This window comes from Serratia sp. EC4 (assembly GCF_059652115.1).
Genome location: NZ_JBNIDE010000010.1, coordinates 168609 through 190913 on the forward strand (window position 1 = coordinate 168609; position 22305 = coordinate 190913).

Annotated in this window: 21 protein-coding genes and 1 tRNA gene; 12 read left to right on the top strand and 10 right to left on the bottom strand. The window is 59.9% G+C overall.

Features of this window, described 5'->3' with window-relative positions:
• Positions 1 to 47 precede the first annotated feature (47 nt).
• The 3 genes from hldE to ACP39K_RS21785 all read right to left on the bottom strand — a co-directional run bounded on the left by hldE (position 48) and on the right by ACP39K_RS21785 (position 5746).
• Positions 48 to 1478, bottom strand: coding sequence for a bifunctional D-glycero-beta-D-manno-heptose-7-phosphate kinase/D-glycero-beta-D-manno-heptose 1-phosphate adenylyltransferase HldE (gene hldE, locus ACP39K_RS21775; protein ID WP_004937214.1), 1431 nt, complete (start codon positions 1476 to 1478; stop codon positions 48 to 50).
• 77 nt (positions 1479 to 1555) lie between these two features.
• On the bottom strand, positions 1556 to 4393 hold the full coding sequence (gene glnE, locus ACP39K_RS21780) for a bifunctional [glutamate--ammonia ligase]-adenylyl-L-tyrosine phosphorylase/[glutamate--ammonia-ligase] adenylyltransferase (RefSeq protein ID WP_060445073.1): 2838 nt from the start codon (positions 4391 to 4393) through the stop codon (positions 1556 to 1558).
• Positions 4394 to 4438: 45 nt separating this feature from the next.
• Entirely contained in the window at positions 4439 to 5746 is a 1308-nt protein-coding gene (locus ACP39K_RS21785; RefSeq protein ID WP_244757813.1) for a CYTH domain-containing protein, read from the bottom strand.
• A gap of 278 nt (positions 5747 to 6024) precedes the next feature.
• Between ACP39K_RS21785 and ACP39K_RS21790 the strand changes: the two genes are divergently transcribed.
• Positions 6025 to 6645 (top strand): TIGR04211 family SH3 domain-containing protein, encoded by a 621-nt coding sequence (locus ACP39K_RS21790; protein ID WP_016930153.1) that lies wholly within the window; start codon positions 6025 to 6027, stop codon positions 6643 to 6645.
• Between the two features lie 122 nt (positions 6646 to 6767).
• Complete coding sequence (locus ACP39K_RS21795; protein ID WP_049299879.1) at positions 6768 to 8012, top strand: multifunctional CCA addition/repair protein; 1245 nt, start codon at positions 6768 to 6770, stop codon at positions 8010 to 8012.
• Between the two features lie 40 nt (positions 8013 to 8052).
• Here the strand turns inward: ACP39K_RS21795 and bacA are convergent, their stop codons facing one another.
• Together bacA and folB are read right to left on the bottom strand one after the other, a co-directional pair.
• Complete coding sequence (gene bacA / locus ACP39K_RS21800) at positions 8053 to 8877, bottom strand: undecaprenyl-diphosphate phosphatase (protein ID WP_033639357.1); 825 nt, start codon at positions 8875 to 8877, stop codon at positions 8053 to 8055.
• Between the two features lie 133 nt (positions 8878 to 9010).
• Positions 9011 to 9370 (bottom strand): bifunctional dihydroneopterin aldolase/7,8-dihydroneopterin epimerase, encoded by a 360-nt coding sequence (folB, locus tag ACP39K_RS21805; protein WP_033639356.1) that lies wholly within the window; start codon positions 9368 to 9370, stop codon positions 9011 to 9013.
• Between the two features lie 107 nt (positions 9371 to 9477).
• Between folB and plsY the strand changes: the two genes are divergently transcribed.
• Positions 9478 to 10116 carry a glycerol-3-phosphate 1-O-acyltransferase PlsY gene (gene plsY / locus ACP39K_RS21810; protein ID WP_004937201.1) on the top strand — a complete coding sequence of 213 codons (639 nt, stop codon included), beginning with the start codon at positions 9478 to 9480 and terminating at the stop codon, positions 10114 to 10116.
• A gap of 30 nt (positions 10117 to 10146) precedes the next feature.
• Here the strand turns inward: plsY and tsaD are convergent, their stop codons facing one another.
• Positions 10147 to 11160, bottom strand: coding sequence for a tRNA (adenosine(37)-N6)-threonylcarbamoyltransferase complex transferase subunit TsaD (gene tsaD, locus ACP39K_RS21815; protein WP_028127590.1), 1014 nt, complete (start codon positions 11158 to 11160; stop codon positions 10147 to 10149).
• A 325-nt stretch (positions 11161 to 11485) separates the two neighbouring features.
• Here tsaD and rpsU point away from each other — a divergent pair, with 325 nt between their 5' ends.
• The 3 genes from rpsU to rpoD all read left to right on the top strand — a co-directional run bounded on the left by rpsU (position 11486) and on the right by rpoD (position 15585).
• The gene (gene rpsU, locus ACP39K_RS21820; RefSeq protein WP_001144069.1) at positions 11486 to 11701 is read left to right on the top strand and encodes a 30S ribosomal protein S21; all 216 of its coding nucleotides are present in this window, start codon (positions 11486 to 11488) and stop codon (positions 11699 to 11701) included.
• A gap of 136 nt (positions 11702 to 11837) precedes the next feature.
• A complete protein-coding gene (gene dnaG, locus ACP39K_RS21825; protein ID WP_016930158.1) occupies positions 11838 to 13586 on the top strand; it encodes a DNA primase in 1749 nt (582 codons plus the stop codon).
• 157 nt (positions 13587 to 13743) lie between these two features.
• Complete coding sequence (gene rpoD, locus ACP39K_RS21830) at positions 13744 to 15585, top strand: RNA polymerase sigma factor RpoD (protein ID WP_004937194.1); 1842 nt, start codon at positions 13744 to 13746, stop codon at positions 15583 to 15585.
• A 55-nt stretch (positions 15586 to 15640) separates the two neighbouring features.
• Here rpoD and ACP39K_RS21835 read toward each other — a convergent pair whose 3' ends face one another.
• Together ACP39K_RS21835 and mug are read right to left on the bottom strand one after the other, a co-directional pair.
• Positions 15641 to 16093 (bottom strand): nuclear transport factor 2 family protein, encoded by a 453-nt coding sequence (locus tag ACP39K_RS21835; RefSeq protein WP_080286907.1) that lies wholly within the window; start codon positions 16091 to 16093, stop codon positions 15641 to 15643.
• A gap of 16 nt (positions 16094 to 16109) precedes the next feature.
• Complete coding sequence (mug, locus tag ACP39K_RS21840; RefSeq protein ID WP_033639354.1) at positions 16110 to 16598, bottom strand: G/U mismatch-specific DNA glycosylase; 489 nt, start codon at positions 16596 to 16598, stop codon at positions 16110 to 16112.
• A gap of 146 nt (positions 16599 to 16744) precedes the next feature.
• Between mug and ACP39K_RS21845 the strand changes: the two genes are divergently transcribed.
• A tRNA-Ile gene (locus ACP39K_RS21845) sits at positions 16745 to 16820 on the top strand.
• Positions 16821 to 16932: 112 nt separating this feature from the next.
• Here the strand turns inward: ACP39K_RS21845 and ACP39K_RS21850 are convergent.
• A complete protein-coding gene (locus ACP39K_RS21850) occupies positions 16933 to 17337 on the bottom strand; it encodes a winged helix-turn-helix transcriptional regulator (RefSeq protein WP_016930161.1) in 405 nt (134 codons plus the stop codon).
• A 96-nt stretch (positions 17338 to 17433) separates the two neighbouring features.
• Here ACP39K_RS21850 and ACP39K_RS21855 point away from each other — a divergent pair, with 96 nt between their 5' ends.
• The 5 genes from ACP39K_RS21855 to ACP39K_RS21875 all read left to right on the top strand — a co-directional run bounded on the left by ACP39K_RS21855 (position 17434) and on the right by ACP39K_RS21875 (position 21504).
• Positions 17434 to 18042, top strand: coding sequence for an FMN-dependent NADH-azoreductase (locus ACP39K_RS21855; RefSeq protein WP_033639328.1), 609 nt, complete (start codon positions 17434 to 17436; stop codon positions 18040 to 18042).
• A gap of 147 nt (positions 18043 to 18189) precedes the next feature.
• A complete protein-coding gene (locus ACP39K_RS21860; RefSeq protein WP_342149255.1) occupies positions 18190 to 19092 on the top strand; it encodes a pirin family protein in 903 nt (300 codons plus the stop codon).
• Positions 19093 to 19230: 138 nt separating this feature from the next.
• The gene (aac(6'), locus tag ACP39K_RS21865) at positions 19231 to 19671 is read left to right on the top strand and encodes an aminoglycoside 6'-N-acetyltransferase (RefSeq protein ID WP_033639326.1); all 441 of its coding nucleotides are present in this window, start codon (positions 19231 to 19233) and stop codon (positions 19669 to 19671) included.
• 293 nt (positions 19672 to 19964) lie between these two features.
• Positions 19965 to 20606: a YbhB/YbcL family Raf kinase inhibitor-like protein gene (locus ACP39K_RS21870; protein ID WP_033639325.1), complete on the top strand. Its 642-nt coding sequence runs from the start codon at positions 19965 to 19967 to the stop codon at positions 20604 to 20606.
• 148 nt (positions 20607 to 20754) lie between these two features.
• The gene (locus ACP39K_RS21875) at positions 20755 to 21504 is read left to right on the top strand and encodes a helix-turn-helix transcriptional regulator (RefSeq protein WP_497008827.1); all 750 of its coding nucleotides are present in this window, start codon (positions 20755 to 20757) and stop codon (positions 21502 to 21504) included.
• Positions 21505 to 21517: 13 nt separating this feature from the next.
• Here the strand turns inward: ACP39K_RS21875 and ACP39K_RS21880 are convergent, their stop codons facing one another.
• Positions 21518 to 22234 (bottom strand): HPP family protein, encoded by a 717-nt coding sequence (locus tag ACP39K_RS21880; protein WP_016930165.1) that lies wholly within the window; start codon positions 22232 to 22234, stop codon positions 21518 to 21520.
• Positions 22235 to 22305 lie beyond the last annotated feature (71 nt).

Genomic DNA, 22305 nt, shown 5'->3' on the forward strand with positions numbered 1-22305 from the left:
CGCCAAGGGCGCGCACCGCGCGCCCTTGTACTTTACGTCGCCCGGCGTTAGCCGCGCCCGTCTTTGATCGCTTTGATGATGTTGGTGGTCGACAGGCCGTCTTCAAAGTTCAGCACTTTGACATCGCCGCCGTTGGCCCACACTTCCGCACTGCCGGCAATCTCTTCCGGCTTGTAATCGCCGCCTTTCACCAGCAGATCCGGCAAGATGTCGGCGATCAAGCGCTGCGGCGTGTCCTCTTCGAACGGCACCACCCAATCCACCGCTTCCAGCGCGCCCAGCACGATCATGCGGTTCTCCAGCGCGTTGACCGGGCGTTTTTCCCCTTTCAGGCGTTTGGTCGAGGCGTCGCTGTTCACCGCCACGATCAGGCGATCGCCCAGCTTGCGGGCGTTGGCCAGATAAGAGACGTGGCCGGCATGCAGAATGTCGAAGATGCCGTTGGTCATCACCACTTTCTCGCCGCGCTGACGCGCCTGCGCCACGGCATTTTTCAACTGCGCTTCGGTCATCACGCCAAAGCCGGTTTCGGCGCGGCCGCGCACCGCGTTTTCCAGCTCGATGGGCGACACGGTAGACGTACCGAGCTTGCCCACCACCACGCCGGCGGCGGCGTTAGCAAGGAAGCAGGACTCTTCCAGCGAGTTGCCGGCGGCCAGCGAGGCAGCCAATACGCCGATCACGGTGTCGCCGGCGCCGGTCACATCAAACACTTCCTGCGCCTGAGTCGGCAAGTGCAGCGGCTCAACGCCAGGCTGCAGCAGCGTCATGCCGTGTTCGGAGCGAGTAACCAACAGCGCCGACAGCTCGAAATCCGCCACCAGCTTCATGCCGCGTTCCACCAGTTCCGCCTCATCCTTACAGTGGCCCACCACCGCTTCGAACTCGGACAGGTTCGGCGTCAGCAGCGTCGCGCCGCGATAGCGCTCGAAATCGGAGCCTTTCGGATCGATCAGCACCGGCACCTTGGCGGCGCGCGCCAGCTGGATCATGCCCTGCACCTGGCTGAGCGCCCCCTTGGCGTAATCGGACAGCACCAGCGCGCCGATCTGCGGCAACGCCTGCTGAATGCGCTCCAGCATCGGCTGCGGATCAACGTTGGAGAAGCCTTCTTCGAAGTCGAGACGGATCAGCTGCTGGTTGCGCGACAGCACGCGCAGCTTGGTGATGGTCGGATGGGTCGGCACCGAGACGAAGTCGCAGCGCACGTTGACTTCATTCAGTTTGGCGCTCAGCGCCCGCGCCGCATCGTCGATGCCGGTCAGACCCACCAGGCGGGAAGTAGCGCCCAGCGAAGCGATGTTCATCGCCACGTTAGCCGCGCCGCCGGGACGCTCTTCGATGGTATCGACCTTGACCACCGGCACCGGGGCTTCCGGTGAAATGCGGCTGGTCGGCCCATACCAATAGCGATCCAACATGACGTCACCGACCACCAGCACACCGGCGCGGCGAAAATCAGGCAGCGTAACTTTCATCCGATAACTCCAAAAAAGAACAAAATTTTAGTGGCGCAGATATTACCACAGACCGCCGGAATACCCGCAAAAAGGTATCAATCCAGCCATTTGGCCCAGCTGGCGCGCACCTGCTCGCGCTCGGCGGCAAACAGCTCGCTGTCGACCTTGCCGGAATGCTCCTGCAGCGCCAGGTGGTGGATCTCGTCGCGCATGGTGACATAAGCCTGGGTCAGCGCGCGCGCCTCCTCTTCCGGCATGATGTCGTAATTGGCCATCAGCTCGAAGATGCGCACGTTGTCCGACCAACGCGTCAGGCGCGGTTCACCCGGCGCATAGCGTAAGACCAGATATTGGGCGATAAATTCGATGTCGGTAATGCCGCCCTCATCAGCTTTGATATCAAACAGATCGCGCTGCTTGTTGCCGAGATGGTTGCGCATCTTTTCGCGCATCTCGCGCACTTCGCGCTTCAGGGTCTCCGGATCGCGCGTTTTGCACAGGATCTCGCGCCGGATCGCGTCAAACTGCTGATGCAGCGCCGGGTCGCCATGCACGATGCGCGCGCGCACCAGGGCCTGATGTTCCCAGGTCCAGGCTTCATTTTGCTGGTAGTCGGCGAACGCCTCGACGGTGCTGACCAGCATCCCCGCGGCGCCGGAAGGCCGCAGGCGCGCGTCCACCTCATACAGAATGCCGGAAGAGGTGCGGGTGCTGAACAGATGCATCACCCGCTGCGCCAGCCGCAGGTAGAACTGGCGGCCGTCGATGCAGCGATCGCCGTCGGTCATCACCTCCGGCGGGCAATCCAGCAGGAACACCAGATCGAGGTCGGAACTGTAACCCAGCTCCCAACCGCCCAGTTTGCCGTAGCCGATCACCGCAAAGCCGCGCCCCTCACGCTCCTGCAAATGGGTGGGCTGGCCGTAGCGCGCCACCATGTCGCTCCAGGCCTGCTGCACCACCGCGTCGATGATCGCCTCAGCCAGATAAGTCAGGTGATCGCTCACTTTCATCACCGGCAGCGCGCCGGCGATATCCGCAGCCGCGATGCGCAGCTGCTGCGCCTGTTTGAACTGGCGCAGCGCCTCCAGCTTTTGCTCTTCGTCGTCTTCCGGCACCCGCAGCAGATACTGCCGCAGCTCGCTGCGGTAGGCGTCCAGCGCCACCGGCTGATACAGCGTGGCCGGATCCAACAGTTCGTCCAGCAGCAGCGGGTAACGCGACAGCTGGTTGGCAACCATCGGCGACGCGGCGCACAGGCGGATCAGATGGCTGAGCGCCGCGTGGTACTCCACCAGCAGCTCGAGGTAGGTGGTGCGGGTGACGATGCTCAGCAGCAGCTGCGCCAGCCGCACCAGCGCGGTCGGCGCGTCCTGGCGCGGGCACACCTCCGCCAGCAGGCGCGGCATCAGCTGATCGAGCACGTCGCGGCCCCGCGGGCCGATGGTGCGCTTGTCGACGTCGTGGCGGAAATCGGCGATGGTGCGCAGCATCTGTCGACGCGCCTCTTCGTCGAGGTGCGGCGTCAGCGGCGCCAGCTCGTTCTCCTCCAGCGCGTCCTGCCACAGGCTGTGGTAGTGCTGGTAGTCGGGATCTTCACCGACATCCGGGCTATCGTCGCCGATCAGGTCGTCGAACACCGCGCGCACCGCCTGCATGTGCGCGTCCAGCGCCGCCATCAGCGCCGGCCAATCCGCCAATCCCATGCCGTAGGCCAACCGCGCCTGATCGAGCGCCTCCTGCGGCAGCGTCTGGGTTTGCTGATCGCCGATCGCCTGCAACAGGTTCTCCAGCCGCCGCAGGAACAGGTAGGCGGCGCTCAGCGCCCGCACCTGCTCGGCCTCCAACAGCCCCAGCTCACCCACCGCCTGCAGCGTCGGCAGCAGCGAACGCCCTTGCAGCGCCGGTTCACGGCCGCCGCGGATCAGCTGGAATACCTGAGTGATGAATTCGATTTCTCGAATGCCGCCGGCGCCCAGCTTGATGTTGTCCTTCAGACCGCGCCGCCGCACTTCACGGGCGATCATGCCCTTCATGTTGCGCAAAGATTGGATGACGCTGAAATCGATGTAGCGGCGGAACACGAACGGCCGCAGGGTTTTGCGCAGCTCCTGGCTATAGGCGTCTTCCGCCCCGCCCATCAGGCGCGCCTTCACCATCGCATAGCGCTCCCAATCGCGCCCCTGCTCCTGATAATAATCTTCCAGCGCCGCGAAGCTCATCACCAACGGGCCGCTGTCGCCGAACGGCCGCAGCCGCATGTCCACGCGATAGACGAAGCCGTCGATGGTTTGCTGATCCAGCGCCTTGATCAACCGCTGGCCGAGGCGGGTGAAGAACTGGGCATTGTCCAGCTCGCGCCGTCCGCCCTGGGTCTGGCCGTTCTCCGGGTAGGCGAAGATCAGATCGATATCCGACGAGAAATTCAACTCGCCGCCGCCCAACTTGCCCATGCCGAGGATCAACAGCGGCTGCGGCTCGCCGGCGGCGTTGCACGGCGTGCCCCATTCGCGGCAGCAGGTTTGGTACAGCCAGTCGCGCGCGCTGACGATCAGCGTTTCCGCCAGTCCGCTCAGCTGCAGCAGCGTTTCTTCGGTCGAACACAGCCCCTGAGCCTGCGCCCAGGCGATGCGCACCAGCGTTTCACGGCGAAACAGACGCAGCGTGCGCATCAGCTGCGCCTCGTCGCGCACCTCTTCCAGCTCGTCCTGCAGCCAGGCGGCATAGTGTTGCCACTCGCCGGGCGCCGGCGGCTGTTCGCGCAGCGTCGCCAGCCAGGCAGGCTGAGCGAGCAGCGCGTCGCTGACGAAATCGCTCGACGCCAGCACCCACTGTTCCTGCTCGCTAAAGGCGCAGTCCGCGCCGTGAACTTCCTGAAAACGCTGCACAATCTGCTGTGCCTGAGCCTGTAACGCGGCTGAAAGTGGCGACATAGTGTATGACCCGTTCTGCGGCCCACGGCTGGCGGGCCGGCTGGATTAACGAAGCGCGCCGTTTAACCAGAATGGCGCATGCGATAAGGCCTGTTTGCGGCTGGCTTCATACCAGCCCTGGCGGCGCTCGCTCAGCGCCGCCTGCAGCTCGCGCCAGGCCTCGATATAAGGCCCGGTCTGCTCGTCGGGATAAGCGCCCGACAGCAGGACCAGCGCCGAAATCTGACGCGTCAGGCGCGGCAATTGTTCCTGATATTCATCTTCGTTCAGCGTACGGCTGAAGGCCTCTTTCAGCTCCGCGCCGCTGCGCCCCAGCATGATGTCGCTGAAGCGTTTGAAAGAACCATCCAGCTTGGCCTGCGCTTTGGCGTCGATAAACGGTCGCCAGGCGCCGCTCACCAGCCATGATGTGAGCGCCAACTTACATTGCAGGTAGACCGCGCTGTAGCACAGGGTCTCTGGTTGCGCGGTTTTGTCCGCCAACAGCGGTTCGAGCTCGGTCAGGCGGGCGCGCAGATCGGCGCTGGCCTTGCGCGGCACCAGGCCGCCGAAGATCACCAGCGCCTGGCGGATCGTTCCGACCGCCTCAATCACCGAAGCGCGCGCCTGCGCGTCGCCGCGCAGCCACAGCTCTTCATGGTACTGCCAGTGGCTGAGCGCCAGCTCGAAGGCGGCGATCATCCCCTGCTCTACGGTCGCCTTCGCCGCCGGCTTCAGCACCCGCAGCGGACGCACCTCACGCGACGGATTGCCCTGCGCCAGGTGGTAACCGCGCGCTGCCTTGCTCAGGCTGCCCTGACGCAGCCCGTCGTGCGCCGCCAGCTCACCGGCCAACGCCAGCAGATCGGCGGTATTGCCTTTCAGCAACTCCAGTTCTATCTCACTCAGGGCTTCGCTGAGATCACCGGCGCGTACCTCACCCTGATCCAAGCCAATCTCTATCTCGCTTTGGCCGTAAGTAACCACCCACTTCTCACGCACGAAATCAGTACGGAACAGCGGTTGCAACGCCTGCTGCAGCGCCGCGATATCGCAATCCTGCGGCCAGATGTCGGCAGGGAACTGCGCCAACGCCAGCTGCGGCTCAGCGATAGCGACATTGTATTCCGGGCGCTGGTGCAGGCCGCCCACCACTTTACCGGCGGTTTTGATGGTCATCTCAAAGCGATCGTCGAAACCGCGAATGCGCAGCCCCATGTCGTGACGGCGCAGGAAGTTGTCGGCCGTTTCGAAGTAAATGTTGGTCAGCTTTTGCGGCGCGGAATGCTGATGCGGCCAGGCGGCGAGCCAGTGTGGCAGAGCGGCCACCGCTTGCGGCGCGGCGATGAATTTCAGTTCAATTTCAACGGTCATAATTCTTTAACACCAATAAGTTACGCATTCGCGTCGGTTTCAGCGCGGCGCGCTCGGCCCGCCGTATGCTGCCTACTGACGCACAGTTGTCATTATCTTACCGCGATTCCCGGCGCCTTAACCCTGCTAACTGTAGAAAAAACCTGTTACGTTATAAAACGCTGCGCAACTCACAGAATCAGCCACAGTAAGATAGTTCTCATTCCGGTTTTGGCGTTGCGTCGTCAGACTGAACCCTCTACTATCGTTCCATAAATTCACCCAGAAACGATGAACTAATGCAGAAATTACGCCTGATTTTCCTTGCCGCGCTGAGCTTCAGCATCACTTGGGCCGCACATGCCGAAGATAAACGCTATATCTCCGATGAGTTAAGCACTTACGTCCATAGCGGCCCAGGTAATCAGTACCGTATTGTCGGCACTCTGAACGCCGGTGAAGAAGTGACCCTGCTGAGCGTCAACGACAGCACCAATTACGGCCAGATCCGCGATCCGAAAGGCCGCACCACCTGGATCCCGCTCGATCAGCTCAGCCAGACGCCAAGCCTGCGCACCCGCGTGCCGGAGCTGGAACAGCAGGTGAAAACCCTGACCGACAAACTGGCCAACATCGATAACACCTGGAACCAGCGTACCTCGGAAATGCAGGAAAAAGTCGCGGGCAGCGACAGCACCATCAGCAGCCTGCAGAAGGAAAACCAGGATCTGAAAAACCAGCTGGTGGTTGCGCAGAAGAAGGTCAACGCCGTTAACCTGCAGCTCGACGACAAGCAGCGCACCATTATCCTGCAGTGGTTCATGTACGGCGGCGGCGTTGCCGGCGTCGGTTTGCTGTTGGGCCTGCTGTTGCCGCACCTGATCCCGCGTCGCAAGAACAACAATCGCTGGATGAACTGATTTCAGTATCGTTCAGTTTGAGTATGGGCGCCTGCGGGCGCCTTTTTCATTGGCGCCGACATCCCGCGGCCAATTCATGTAATCTGATAGACAGGGCCTTACACGATATTCAGGAGTCAACAGTGCAGATTTATCTGGTCGGCGGCGCCGTTCGCGACAGCCTGCTCAACATTCCGGTGGTCGATCATGATTGGGTGGTGGTGGGCGCCACGCCGGCGGAGTTGCTGGCATTGGGCTACCAGCAGGTCGGCAAAGATTTTCCGGTGTTCCTCAATCCCGATACCCACGAGGAGTATGCGCTGGCGCGCACCGAGCGCAAATCCGGCCAGGGGTACACCGGTTTTACCTGCTATGCCGCGCCGGACGTGACGCTGGAAGACGATCTGCTGCGGCGCGATCTGACCATCAACGCCATCGCCCGTTCCGCCGAAGGGGAACTGATTGACCCTTACGGCGGCGTGGCCGATCTGCAGGCGCGCGTGCTGCGCCACGTTTCCGACGCGTTCGGCGAAGATCCGCTGCGCGTGCTGCGCGTGGCGCGATTCAATGCTCGCTTCGCTCATCTGGGTTTTCGCATCGCCGACGAAACGCTGGCCCTGATGCGCCGGATGGCGCACAGCGGTGAACTGGCCGCGCTGACCGCCGAACGCGTCTGGAAAGAAACTGAAAAAGCGCTGCAAAGCCAGAGCCCGCAGGTCTATTTTCAGGTGCTGCGCGACTGCGATGCGCTGGCGGTGCTGTTCCCGGAAATCGACGCGCTGTTCGGCGTGCCGGCCCCCGCCAAGTGGCACCCGGAGATAGACACCGGCGTACACACGCTGATGGCGCTGGCGATGGCCGCCCGCCTCACGCCGGAGGTGGACGTGCGCTTCGCCACGCTGTGCCACGATCTTGGCAAAGGGTTGACGCCGAAAGCGTTCTGGCCGCATCACCACGGCCACGGCCCGGCGGGCGTCCGGCTGGTCGAGGCGCTGTGCCAGCGGCTGCGGGTGCCCAACCCGGTGCGCGATCTGAGCAAGCTGGTGGCCGAGTACCATGATCTGATCCACACCGTGAACAAGCTGCGGCCGGAGACCCTGCTGAAGCTGTTCGATGCCATCGACGTCTGGCGCAAGCCCCAAAGGCTGGAGCAGATGATCCTGACCAGCGAAGCGGACGCGCGCGGCCGCACCGGCTTTGAGGAGAATCCTTATCCGCAGGGCGACTATCTGCGCCAGGCGTATCAGGTGGCGAACGCGGTATCGATTAAAGAGGTGGTAGCCAGCGGGCTGCAGGGCACCGCGATCCGCGATGAGCTCAAACGCCGTCGCCAGCAGGCGCTGGCCGACTGGAAGCTCAACCAAACCATCCTCAACGATCAGGCATAAAAAAACCCCGCAGAGCGGGGTTTTTTACTTGCCATCGTGCTTACAGGAATACCATGTAAACCACGGCCGCCACGATAAAGCGGTAGATGGCGAACGGCACGAACGAGATGCGTTTGATCAGCGACAGGAAGGTCTTGATCGCAATCAGCGCCACCACGAAGGCAGTCACGAAACCGACGGCGAACATCGGCAGATCGCCCCAGGTCAAGAAGTGCAGGCTCTTGTACAGATCCAGACCGCTGGCGCCAATCATCATCGGCACCGCCAGGATGAAGGAGAACTCGGACGCCGCATAACGGTTTACGCCCACCAGCATACCGCCGGCGATAGTGGAACCCGAACGGGAGAAACCCGGCCACAGCGCCAGGCACTGGAAGCAGCCAATCATGAACGCCTGGCGGTAGGTGATGTCATCCAGCCCTTCCGCTCTCGGTTTCTTCGGCTTCAGCCATTCCGCCGCCAGCAACAGCAGGCCGCCGACGACCAACGCGTACATCACGTTTTTCGGCGCGAACAGCGATTTAATCACATCGTGGAATACCAGACCCAGCACCACCGCCGGGATCATCGCCAGCAGGATATGCCCCAGCTTCAGTTGGCCGCTGGTTTTGCCCTCGTGCTCCACTGGCTTGCCGCCGAAATGGATGCCGATCAGGCCGAACAACCGGCGCCAGAACATCACCACCACGGCCAGGATCGACCCCAGTTGGATGATGACTTCAAAGGTTTTGGCTTTGTCGCCGGTAAAACCCAGCCACTCGCCAACGATAATCATATGCCCGGTGGAAGACACCGGCAGAAATTCGGTTAACCCTTCGACAACCCCAAGAACAAACGCAATAAACAGTGAATGCATGTCAGCCATGTGCTTCGCTCACCCCATAAAATAACGGCCATCACATAAAAAAGCGGCAGTGCTTAAAAGACAATGCCGCTAAAACAATTCTCAGGATTAAGACCAGTTTAACGGTCTTTCGTTGCAAGCAGATGACATAAAATCATGCGGGACGAGTGCCGCGCTCAATGATCACGCCGACCCGATTGGCATGTGCTACAGCGCCCGGTTTGCTGACCTTAATACGGACCCACGGGGAATTGAAGCGCTGAAGCAACATTTCGGATATTTCCTCCGCCACGCGCTCCACCAGCGCGAAGCGGTTCGACTCAACATGCTGGATCACGGCGTCGCTGACATCGGCATAGCTCAGACAGTCATTTACATCGTCGCTGGCGGCGGCCGGCCGGTTATCCCAGCCCATTTCGATATCGAACACCAGCTTCTGACGAATGCCCTGTTCCCACTCATAAACGCCAATGGTGGTAATTACGGTAAGCTCTTCAATAAATACGATATCCATCACGTCATTCTCTGTTTTTGGCCTTGCCGGATACCACTTCCAGCGGAATGTGCGTATTATCCATAGATGTTGCGAGTAAAACGACCATTATTAAACGGAACCGCGTTATGAGTGCTACCGCGCTTGGCATGATTATCTTCGCGTATCTGTGCGGCTCGATTTCCAGCGCGATCCTGGTTTGCCGGATCGCCAGGCTGCCGGATCCGCGTGAACATGGCTCAGGAAACCCCGGGGCGACCAACGTCCTGCGCATCGGCGGCCGGCTGGCGGCGGCGGCGGTGCTGGTGTTCGATATTCTGAAAGGGATGCTGCCGGTCTGGCTGGCCTACAAACTCGATGTGCCGCCGCTGTATCTGGGCCTGACGGCGATCGCCGCCTGTCTGGGGCACATCTATCCGGTGTTCTTCCACTTCCGCGGCGGTAAAGGCGTGGCGACGGCGTTTGGCGCCATCGCGCCTATCGGCTGGGATCTGACCGGCCTGATGACCGGCACCTGGCTGTTGACGGTGCTGCTCAGCGGCTACTCTTCGCTCGGCGCCATCGTCAGCGCGTTGATCGCCCCGTTCTACGTCTGGTGGTTCAAACCGCAGTTCACCTTCCCGGTAGCGATGCTCTCCTGCCTGATCCTGATGCGGCATCACGACAATATTCAGCGCCTGTGGCGCGGCCAGGAAGGCAAGATCTGGGGCAAGTTCCGCAAGAAGAAAAACGACGCGGATAACGGTGACCAGCCGAGAGAAGAATAACAGAAGGGCCGGATAATCCGGCCCTTTGTTTTATACCGCAGGCAGTTCCGCCAGCGGCCAGCGCGGCCGCACGGAAACGCTCAGCGCCGGGTTGGCGCCGCTCTTCAGCCGCACCATGCCGGCATAGGCGATCATCGCGCCGTTGTCGGTGCAAAATTCCGGGCGGGCATAGAACACCTCCCCGCCGCGCTTGTGCATCATCTCCGCCAGTTTGGCGCGCAGCGTGCGGTTGGCGCTCACGCCGCCGGCCATCACCAGGCGTTTGAAGCCGGTCTGCTCCAACGCGCGTTTGCATTTTATCGCCAGCGTATCCACCACCGCATCCTCGAAGGCGCGGGCGATGTCGGCACGCGTCTGATCGTCGTTGCCGTTAGAGCGGATGGTGTTGGCGGCAAAGGTTTTCAGCCCGGAGAAACTGAAGTCCAACCCCGGACGATCGGTCATCGGCCGCGGGAAGGTGAAACGCCCCGCCGTGCCCTGCTGCGCCATCTTCGACAGCATCGGCCCGCCGGGATAATCCAGGCCGAGCAGCTTGGCGGTTTTGTCGAACGCTTCGCCGGCCGCGTCGTCGATCGACTCGCCCAGCAGTTCATATTCACCGATGCCGGTGACGCTGATCAGCTGAGTGTGGCCGCCGGAGACCAGCAGCGCGACGAACGGGAACGCCGGCGGGTTATCTTCCAGCATCGGCGCCAGCAAGTGGCCTTCCATATGGTGCACCGGCACCGCCGGCACGTTCCAGGCGAACGCCAGCGCACGCCCCACGGTTGCGCCGACCAGCAGCGCCCCCACCAGGCCCGGCCCGGCGGTATAAGCCACGCCGTCAATATCGGCCGGGGTCAGGTTAGCCTCTTTCAGAGCCGCCTGAATCAGCGGCACGGTTTTGCGCACGTGATCGCGGGAGGCCAGTTCCGGCACTACGCCGCCGTAGTCGGCGTGCAGCTTCACCTGGCTGTATAATTGGTTGGCCAACAAACCGGTTTGATCGTCATACACTGCAATTCCGGTTTCATCGCAGGACGTTTCTATACCCAGTACTCGCATTACATTTCCCATCATTCACGTGCGGCCGCCAGTCTACCACATTCCGCCGCATTTACCGCCGGCGCCGCGCATCTTGTCACCGGCTTGCGCCTATGTCGATGATTCATCCAGAAAATGCCCGAGCGATTAAACACGAGCATTTTTTTCTGATTAGTCTATAATCAGCGCCCGGTGCAAAATTGCGCACGTTGCGGCAGAGCGACGCGGGTTTCAATTTACTGTGATGCTTTACAAAGCAGCATCCATTGGAGTAAAATTCCGCACCATTTTGAAAAGGCTGGCGCTTGGCCAGCAGCAAACCGAATTTTATTGAGGTGAGAGGCACATGCCGGTAATTAAAGTACGTGAAAACGAGCCATTTGACGTTGCTCTGCGTCGTTTCAAACGCTCTTGCGAAAAAGCGGGTGTTTTAGCTGAAGTTCGTCGTCGTGAGTTTTATGAAAAACCAACTACCGAACGTAAACGCGCTAAAGCTTCTGCTGTGAAACGTCACGCGAAGAAACTGGCTCGCGAAAACGCACGCCGCACTCGTCTGTATTAATTCTTCGGGGGCAACCCCACCGCGTGAATTTCTGATTTTCAAAATCGCGCAGACCGAGTAGTTGCATACGAAGGCCGTGCTTTCCGAAAGGAATGCGCGGCTTGTTCTCGTTTATAGGCTAATGAAGTAAGGGCTTATGGCTGGACGAATTCCGCGCGTATTTATCAATGACTTGCTGGCTCGCACCGACATCGTCGATTTGATCGACGCCCGCGTGAAGCTCAAGAAGCAAGGCAAGAACTATCACGCGTGCTGTCCGTTCCACCACGAAAAGACGCCTTCCTTTACCGTTAATGGCGAAAAGCAGTTTTATCACTGTTTTGGGTGTGGTGCACACGGCAACGCCGTCGACTTTTTGATGAATTACGACCGACTCGAGTTTGTCGAAACCATCGAAGAACTGGCGACCATGCACGGGCTGGAAGTGCCTTACGAAGCGGGCACCGGGCCAACCCAGATCGAGCGCCATCAGCGCCAGAGCCTGTACCAACTGATGGAACAGCTCAGCGCGTTCTATCAACAGTCACTGCAGCAGTCCTCCGGGGCGCCGGCGCGCAGCTATTTGCAGCAGCGCGGATTGAGTGACGACGTTATTCGCCATTTCGCCATCGGCTTCGCGCCGGCGGGATGGGACAACGCCCTGAAGCGTTTCGGCCGCGACGCCGACTCGCGCCGCGCATTGAACGATGCCGGCATGCTGGTGACTAACGATCAGGGGCGTTCGTACGACCGTTTCCGCGAACGGGTGATGTTCCCCATCCGCGACAAGCGCGGGCGCGTGATCGCCTTCGGCGGCCGCGTCCTGGGCGACGGTATGCCGAAGTACCTGAACTCGCCGGAAACCGAAGTTTTCCATAAGGGCCGCCAGCTGTACGGCCTGTATGAAGCACAGCAGAACCACCCTAACCTGCAGCGGCTGCTGGTGGTGGAAGGGTATATGGACGTGGTGGCGTTGGCGCAATTCGGCATCGACTATGCCGTCGCCTCGCTCGGCACCTCGACGACGGCGGAACACATTCAGCTGTTGTTCCGCGCCACCGACAACGTCGTCTGCTGTTACGACGGCGACCGCGCCGGCCGCGAAGCGGCCTGGCGGGCGCTGGAAACCGCGCTGCCATACCTGAATGACGGGCGCCAGCTGCGGTTCATGTTTTTGCCCGACGGCGAAGACCCGGACACGCTGGTGCGCAAGGAAGGCAAAGAAGCCTTCGAACAACGAATGGAGCAGGCGCAGCCACTGTCCACGTTCCTGTTCGAAAGCCTGCTGCCGCAGGTGGATCTGAGCAGCCCGGACGGGCGCGCCAAGCTGAGCACGCTGGCGCTGCCGCTGATTACTCAGGTGCCGGGCGAAACGTTGCGCTTGTACCTGCGCCAGGAGCTCGGCAACAAGCTGGGGCTGCTGGACGACAGCCAGCTCGACAAGCTGATGCCCAAGCAGGCTGAAAATGCGAATCCTTATCAGGCGCCCCAGCTAAAACGCACAACCATGCGTATACTGATAGGGTTACTGGTGCAAAATCCGCAGTTGGCTACACTTATCCCTTCGCTGGAAGGGTTGGAGCAGACCAAACAGGCGGGATTGCCGCTGTTCGTCGAACTGGTGCAGACCTGTTTGGCGCAGCCGGGCCTGACGACCGGGCAATTGCTGGAGCTGTATCGCGACAACAAATTCAGCCAGCAGCTTGAAACCTTGGCGACATGGAACCATATGATCGTTGAGGACATGGTCGAACAGACCTTTTTGGATACGTTGGCCAGCCTGTACGACTCGGTGCTCGAGCAACGGCTGGAAACGCTGATCGCCCAGGCCAGAACGCGCGGTCTGAGCGCGGAGGAACGTGAAGAAGTCCGTTCTCTCAACCAGGTTTTAGCGAAGAAAAACTGAATACCAAACGGCTTAAGTGCCGATAATTGCGAGGGCAGAGCCCTGCACAGTGCCGCCATAGTGGGCCGCGGCGATAACGAAAACGCCCCAAATGCTATTGTTGGCGGTTTCGCCGACCGACACCAACCTAAATACTCTGAAGTGTGGATACCGTCTTATGGAGCAAAACCCGCAGTCACAGCTGAAGCTACTTGTCACCCGTGGTAAGGAGCAAGGCTATCTGACCTATGCTGAGGTCAATGACCATCTGCCGGAAGATATCGTCGACTCCGATCAGATCGAAGACATCATCCAGATGATTAACGACATGGGCATCCAGGTGATGGAAGAAGCACCGGACGCCGATGACCTGCTGCTCGCCGAAAACTCGAACAGCACGGACGAAGATGCGGAAGAAGCCGCCGCACAGGTTCTGTCCAGCGTGGAATCCGAAATCGGCCGCACCACCGACCCGGTGCGCATGTACATGCGCGAAATGGGCACCGTCGAACTGCTGACGCGCGAAGGCGAAATCGACATCGCCAAGCGCATCGAAGACGGCATCAACCAGGTACAGTGCTCGGTTGCCGAATACCCGGAAGCCATCACCTACCTGCTTGAGCAGTACGATCGCGTCGAAGCGGGTGAAGCGCGCCTGTCCGATCTGATCACCGGCTTCGTCGATCCTAACGCGGAAGAGGACATCGCCCCCACCGCGACCCACATCGGTTCTGAACTGTCGAGCGAAGAGCAAGACGACGACGAAGAAGATGAAGACGACGAAGACGACGACACCGAAGACGATAACAGCATCGATCCTGAGCTGGCGCGTCAGAAGTTCGCCGAGTTGCGCGATCAGTATGAAGCGACGCGTCTGGTGATCAAGAAAAACGGCCGCAGCCACGCCAGCGCCGCGGACGAGATCCTGAAGCTGTCTGAAGTGTTCAAGCAGTTCCGCCTGGTGCCGAAACAGTTCGACTTCCTGGTCAACAGCATGCGCACCATGATGGACCGCGTTCGCACCCAAGAACGCATCATCATGAAGCTGTGCGTTGAACAGTGCAAAATGCCGAAGAAAAACTTCGTCACCCTGTTCGCCGGCAACGAAACCAGCGATTCCTGGTTTGAAGCCGCGCTGGCGATGGCCAAGCCATGGTCGGAAAAGCTGAAAGACGTTGCTGAAGACGTGCAGCGCAGCCTGCAGAAACTGCGTCAGATCGAAGAAGAGACCGGCCTGACCATCGAGCAGGTCAAAGACATCAACCGTCGCATGTCGATCGGTGAAGCGAAAGCCCGCCGCGCGAAGAAAGAGATGGTTGAGGCCAACCTGCGTCTGGTTATTTCCATCGCCAAGAAATACACCAACCGCGGCCTGCAGTTCCTGGATCTGATCCAGGAAGGCAACATCGGCCTGATGAAAGCGGTAGACAAGTTCGAATACCGCCGCGGCTACAAGTTCTCGACGTACGCCACCTGGTGGATCCGTCAGGCTATCACCCGCTCCATCGCCGACCAGGCGCGCACCATCCGTATTCCGGTGCATATGATTGAGACCATCAACAAGCTCAACCGTATTTCGCGCCAGATGCTGCAAGAGATGGGCCGCGAGCCGACGCCGGAAGAGCTGGCCGAGCGCATGCTGATGCCGGAAGACAAGATCCGCAAAGTGCTGAAGATCGCCAAAGAGCCAATCTCGATGGAAACGCCGATCGGCGACGACGAAGATTCGCATCTGGGCGACTTCATCGAGGATACCACCCTCGAGCTGCCGCTGGATTCCGCGACCTCGGAAAGCCTGCGTTCCGCCACCCACGACGTGCTGGCCGGCCTGACCGCGCGCGAAGCGAAAGTGCTGCGCATGCGTTTCGGCATCGACATGAACACCGACCACACGCTGGAAGAGGTAGGCAAGCAGTTTGACGTTACCCGTGAGCGTATTCGTCAGATCGAAGCCAAGGCGCTGCGCAAGCTGCGTCACCCAAGCCGCTCCGAAGTGCTGCGCAGCTTCCTGGACGACTAAGTCCGGCTGCCGCACCCAAAACAAAAACCCCGGCCTGCCGGGGTTTTTTTATGCCTCAGAACATGCCGTTGCCGCTGGCGGTCTTCTCCGGCACCGGCTGCGTCACGTCCCAGTGCTCGACGATTTTTCCGGCGCTGTCCAGACGGAAGATATCGACGATCGCCGCCGTCTTGCCGGCCTCGCGCCCGCTGACTTCCACATGCAAAATCACATAGTCACCGTCGACGAACGCCTGTTTAATCTCGCTGTGCGAGTTGGGGTAACGCGTTTTCAGCAGCTCGACAAATTGACGAAAACCCGCCACGCCGTCTTGGGCATTGGGGTTATGCTGTTTGTACTGTTCGCCTAAAAACGGTCGCGCCGCCGCAAAATCCTTGTTGTTCAGCCCCTGCCGATAAAACTCCAGCACGTTCTGCTTGTTGCGCGCCTCCTGTGGCGAATGCCCCGCCTGCGCAGCGCCGGTCACCAATAACAGCGCCATCACACAGCCTTTCATCATCGATGTCATCGCATACTCCCTTATGTCATTGCAGCGCCAGGAACAGCTCGTGATAGCTGGCGGTAAGCTGCTCCAGCGTGGCGCGGTTCAATCCGCTGGGGTTGGGCAATACCCACACCTCGGTTTGCCCCAGCATCATCGCCTGCTTGCCCCAGGGCGCGTTTTTCACCCCGAAGGCGGTGGTGAATGCCTGTTTGCCTAAAATCGCCAGCGCGCGCGGCTGGTAGCGCAGGATCTTCTCTTGCAGCGCCTCACCGCCGCTGCGCAACTCGTCGCGCGACAGCTCGCTGGCCGCCACCGTCGGGCGCGCCACCAGCGCGGTAATGCCGCAGCCGTTGTCCTTCAACTGCTGCCACTGCTCCGGCGCCAGCTGGCGCTCGGTAAAGCCGGCCTGATGGATCACCTTCCAGAAGCGGTTGCTGCCGTTGGCAAAAGGATAGCCCTGATGGGCGGAAGAAAGGCCGGGGTTGATGCCGCAAAACACCACCCGCAGATTGGGCGCCAGAAGTTCCATGAGTGTCGTGAGTCCATTGCAGGGATTTACTGCGGTTATCGCAAAATCCGCCAGCAATTACAACAGGCTAGAACTGCGCAGAAAAGCAACATACGGGCGGGTAACAGTAGACCGATGCTTAAGGATTCCCTATAATCTCGCGGCTTGGCCCCTTAGCTCAGTGGTTAGAGCAGGCGACTCATAATCGCTTGGTCGTTGGTTCAAACCCAACAGGGGCCACCAAATTATCAAGGGGTTACGTTAACAGCGTAGCCCCTTAGTTTTTTCTGCGGCGCAACCAGGCATTCGCCTCTTTTGCAACAGAACGCAAATTTCATTCGCCCCCCTGCCGCCTCTAGCGTGAATTAACATCCTCACCGGCCTCGCTATTTTGCGCGTCGAATGCGGTTCTCGCCGCATCAATATCGGCAATATGTTCATTCGCCCAGGTTCCCAGCGCGATGACGGGTACGGTCAATGAGCAACCGAGCGGCGTCAATTCATATTCGACGTGCGGCGGCATGACGGCAATAACTGTCCGCTTGACTAACCCATCTCGTTCCATATTGCGCAGGCACAGCGTCAGCATCCGCTGAGATATTCCATTGATTGTACGCTTTATTTCAGTGAATCGGCGTGGCCCGTTCGCCAAGAGCATAATGATCAGGACACTCCACTTCTCACCAACGCGCGCCAATACCTGGCTGATCTTTTGGCAGTCGGCATGTCTTAAATCTCGAGGTTGATCAGTCACATTCATGATACCGGGTTCTCCTAATGTGCCTTATTGTCTGCCATTTTAGGACATGGTTATATTGTTATCCCTGGTTACCATTTTATACCTAAGGATTTCATCATGACACTGCTTCATATCGACTCCAGCATTCTCAACGAACAATCGGTTAGCCGCCAGCTCACGGCGGCGATCGCCAAACAGCTGTCTGCAGCTAAGCCAGACGCCAGGATCATCCACACCGATCTCGCCGCCGACCCGATTAACCACCTTTCCAGCGCCGAATTTCTGGCTCTGCAAGGCGTGGAGCCGCAAGACGAGCACGTCAAACAGGCCGTTGCCCGCAACGCCAAACTCGTCGACGACTTCCTTGCCGCCGATGTCATTATCGTCGGTGCGCCTATGTATAACTTTACGTTGCCGACTCAGCTGCGCGCCTGGCTTGACCGACTTGCAGTGCCAGGCAGAACTTTCCGCTATACGGAAAACGGCGCTGAAGGCCTCGCCAAGGGGAAACGCGTTATCGTTGCTTCCACCCGCGGTGGCCTGTACGGCGAAGGCACGCCACTGGCCTTCCTGGACCATCAGGAAACCTATCTGCGCAGTTTCTTCGGCTTCCTTGGCATTACGGACATCACCTTCGTTCGAGCAGAGGGACTGGCACTCAGCCCGGAAAACCGCACTGTCGCCATCGATGCGGCGGCGGCTCAGATTGACGGCCTGACCGCTTAATCGAGCCTGTTCGGCACAACGATAACAGGATCGCGGCCAGTCCCTTTTTTGGGCTGGCCACCGGCGATGCAATACCGCTCAATCCTATGGCTGTGCCGCGTACCCCGGAATTCGTTCGCGCCGGATTTGTAAACTGGAGATTCAATCATGAACACCACGTTGACCTCGCCACTCGCGCCCAACCCGCGGCGTATTACACAACGCACCCGAGGCCAAAGCCACGGCCCGATCACCCGGCTGATGAGCCCTTCCGATCTGGGTCAGGTGCTTAAACCCTTCGTATTCCTCGATCTGTTCGATGCGGATCAGCGCACCATGGCAATGCTGGCCAACATGCCGCTGCATCCGCATTCAGGCATAGCCACCGTGACCGTACCGCTCGAAGGCGCTTTTCACTACGAAGATCCCGCCGGCGGCTCTGTCGGTACGCTCGGCTATGGCGCGGTGGAATGGGCGCGGGCGGGCGGCGGCATGTGGCACGGCAAGGAATTGTCCGCCACGGATACGCCGCGCATCCAGGGATTCCAGCTCTGGTTGGCCTTGCCCGCCGAACTGGAAAACGGTGAACAGGAAAGCCGTTATATCGAAGCCCAGAACATGCGCCAAATCGGGCCGGCGCATGTCATCATTGGCAACCATGAAGGCGTGCAAAGCCCGGTGCCCGCGCAGGAAGGTATCAATTACTTGCTCGTCACACTCAAACCGGGCGAACGCTGGACTTATCGGCCGCCAGCGCATCATTCTGTCGGCTGGCTCGCACTGGCCAAAGGCCGTCTCAGCGCCGGCGCTCCTGTCGACGCGGGCGAAATGGTGGTCTTCGAACCGGGGGAAATGCCCATTGCACTTGAAGCATCCGGCAATGAAGATGCCGTATTCGTTCTCGGCTCAGCCGTGCCTCACCCGCACCCGCTGCACCTCGGCGCCTATTCGGTGCATACCTCAGCACCCGCGTTGGAAGCCGGTGAACGCCGCATCGCCGAACTGGGGCGCAGACTTAAAGAGGCCGGCGAGCGACGGACGGCTTTAGGCACGATCCCCGTCTTTCGATGACGTTGACGGTGTGGTCGCCATCTGTGGCGATAAATCCAGGATGCGCCAATCACGCGTGCCGGCATGTCCGGCCGCTCACTGACGATGCAACGTGATATTATTCCCCATCACTTCTCTGCCATCAGATAAGGCCCCTGCATGATCGTCAACTGCGACCACGACAACCTCGACGCCTGGCTGGCGCTGCGCTCGGCGCTGTGGCCCACCTGCCCGTTGGAAGAGCACCGCGCGGAGATGCGCGAAATATTGGCTTCGCCGCACCACACCGCGTTTATGGCGCGGGGGCTGGACGGCGCTTTCGTTGGCTTTGCCGAGGTCGCGCTGCGCCACGATTACGTCAACGGCTGCGAATCGTCGCCGGTGGCGTTTTTGGAAGGGATTTATACCGCCGAACGCGCCCGCCGCCAGGGCTGGGCGGCCCGCCTGATCGCGCAGGTGCAGGAGTGGGCGAAGCAACAGGGGTGCAGCGAGCTGGCGTCGGATACCGATATCGCCAATCTGGACTCCCAACGCCTGCATGCGGCGCTGGGCTTTGCAGAAACGGAACGGGTGGTGTTTTACCGAAAAACGCTGGGCTGATCAGGCACCTTGTGTTGCCGCTGATGCGCCAACTGCTCGGCGCGCAGCAGCCTCTTCCCCACCAATATTAACCAAACCCCATCCCCATCCCCATCCAGCGTTTGCCGTGGCACTCTCACCGGCACAGCAACCGAATCGGTCGCCCATCAACATAAGGCTATCAAATACAATCATAATGAGCGTAATTGGTTCTATTTTGATTGGATTTGTCGCCTTACTTTATTTTGAAAAACTTATAATGGGGACATCACATACCCGCAGATACCGCTCAATAGAACAGGAGATTGGCATTTATGAAACTGACCAGCCAAAGCTTTAAAGAAGGAGAGTTCATTCCCGCTGAGTTCGCCTTCGCTATCCCCGATGCCGCCAATCGTGTCGCTTTATCGGGAAATCGCAACCCCCATCTCGCCTGGAGTGAAGTGCCTGCAGGCACGCAGTCTTTCGTGATCGTCTGCCATGATCCCGACGTGCCAAGCCGCGGTGATGATGTGAATCAAGAGGGTCGGGTTGTGCCCGCATCGTTGCCGCGCGTTGATTTCTTTCACTGGCTGCTGCTGGATATTCCGGCCAGTACCGTGGAAATTGCGGCGGGCTCTCAATCGGACGGCGTAACGCCGCGTGGCAAAACCGGGCCAAACGCCCCTTCGGCCTATCGCCACGGCATCAATGACTATACCGGTTGGTTTGCCGCCGACGAGCAGATGAAGGGGGAATATTACGGTTACGATGGCCCATGCCCACCGTGGAACGATACGTTAGTTCATCATTATATTTTCACGGTTTATGCGCTTGCTACCCACGGTTTGGATGTACAAGGGCCGTTGACAGGGGCTAATGTGAATGCCGCCCTGGCGAAGGCGCCAGTGCTGGCCCAGGCAAGCCTGACAGGCCTTTATAGCCTGAACCCTAACGTAGCATCAACGGCGAAATAATCGCATGAAGGAGTCGAATATGAGCCGAACCGGTTCCTTCGGATCAGTGCGAACCAGACGCGAGCCGGGTGTGAAGCTTTTGCATTGGCACTCTCCGTCGGGGGCTCCGGTGTCGAGGCGCCGCTTGTGCGGAGTGTGCCAGCCGACATTGAAACGCCAGCTGTACACGCCGCAGTTCGTCTTCCATGAAGCGACGGTCTTGCTGATCGTGGCGGGCCAACTCGGTATCACATCCGCTTCACAACATTTGTCTCTGGAGACCCCCGGCGAACTGCTCCTGGTTCCCCCCAACACCCGCGCAGATTTAGTCAAAACGCCGGGCGATATCGATCGGCCTTTTCGCTCGATACTCCTGACGCTGTCGGCAGAACTGCTGGATGTCTTTCACCGACCCCGGCAGGCTTCACCCCCTATTCCCCCTAAAGATGACGCGTGGAAAACGCTGCCTCTGGACGAAGACCTGTCGGCGACGTTTTATCACGTGATTGAAAGCGTGGAAAAACAGGAAATCAGTGATATTCGCCTGCAATACCGCCTTCTGGACTTTTTGACCGCGCTGGCCGAACGGGGACATTTTTTTACGCATTTACCATTGGATAGCCCATCACAGCGCCTGCGCACCTTGATTTTTGAGGCTCCGGAACAAAACTGGACAGCAGAAACAGCGGGAAAAACGTTAGCGATGAGCCCGGCAACGTTGCGGCGGCGTCTTGCCGCCGAACAGACACGCTTCGAAGATTTGCTGATAGACGTCCGTATGCATCACGCCATGATGTTGCTTCAAACCACCCGATGGGATATGGCCCGCATTGCAGAGGCCTGCGGTTACAAATCCAGAGCGCGTTTTAGCGAACGCTTTCAAAAGCGCTTTGGCTACGCGCCTTCCGCCATCCGATAAAACGCTGGGCTGATCAGGCAATCTTGCTTTGCCGCTGATGCGCCAGCTGCTCGGCGCGCAGCAGGATCTCCTGCAGATCGTCCTCGTCGATATCGAACAGATCTCCCTCCATCAGCGCCTCGTGCAGATCGGCGCGGGTAATGGAAACGGCATCGATCGGCAGATTGGCCGGCTTGGCCTCCGCCGGCGCCAGCGCGTGCGGGTAGCGCCGCCCGGCCAGGTTATTGAACAGAATGGCCAGCGCCGCCAGCAGCACCGAGTTCAGCAGCACCGGGTACAACACGAAGTGGTAGCCCATCTGGTGAATGCCGGGGCCGCCGAGGATGGCGGTCAGCGCCACCGCGCCGCCGGGTGGATGCAGGCAGCGCAGCTTGAACATCAGGCCGATGGCCACCGCCGCCGCCGCGCCGCAGGCCAGGCCGGGATCGGGGATCAGCAGACCGGCGCTGACGCCCACCGTCGCCGCCAGCGCATTGCCGCCGACGATCGACCAAGGCTGCGCCAACGGGCTGTTGGGCACGCCGAACAGCAGCACCGCCGAAGCGCCCATCGGCGCGATAAACCACAGGTTCACCTCGCCCAAAATAAAGTGGCTGATCCAGCCGGCGAGCATCAGCCCCAAACCGGCGCCGACGCTGGAAATCAGCATCTCTCGTTTGCCCACCGCCAGCGGGTGCGGCCATAGGCGCGCGCATCCCACTTTCACCCGTTCTATCCACTGCGTCTTCATGTTACCCAATACGGCTCAATTCACGTGTTGGCAACAAATATATCACATCATCCTGAAGGAACTCACGGCGC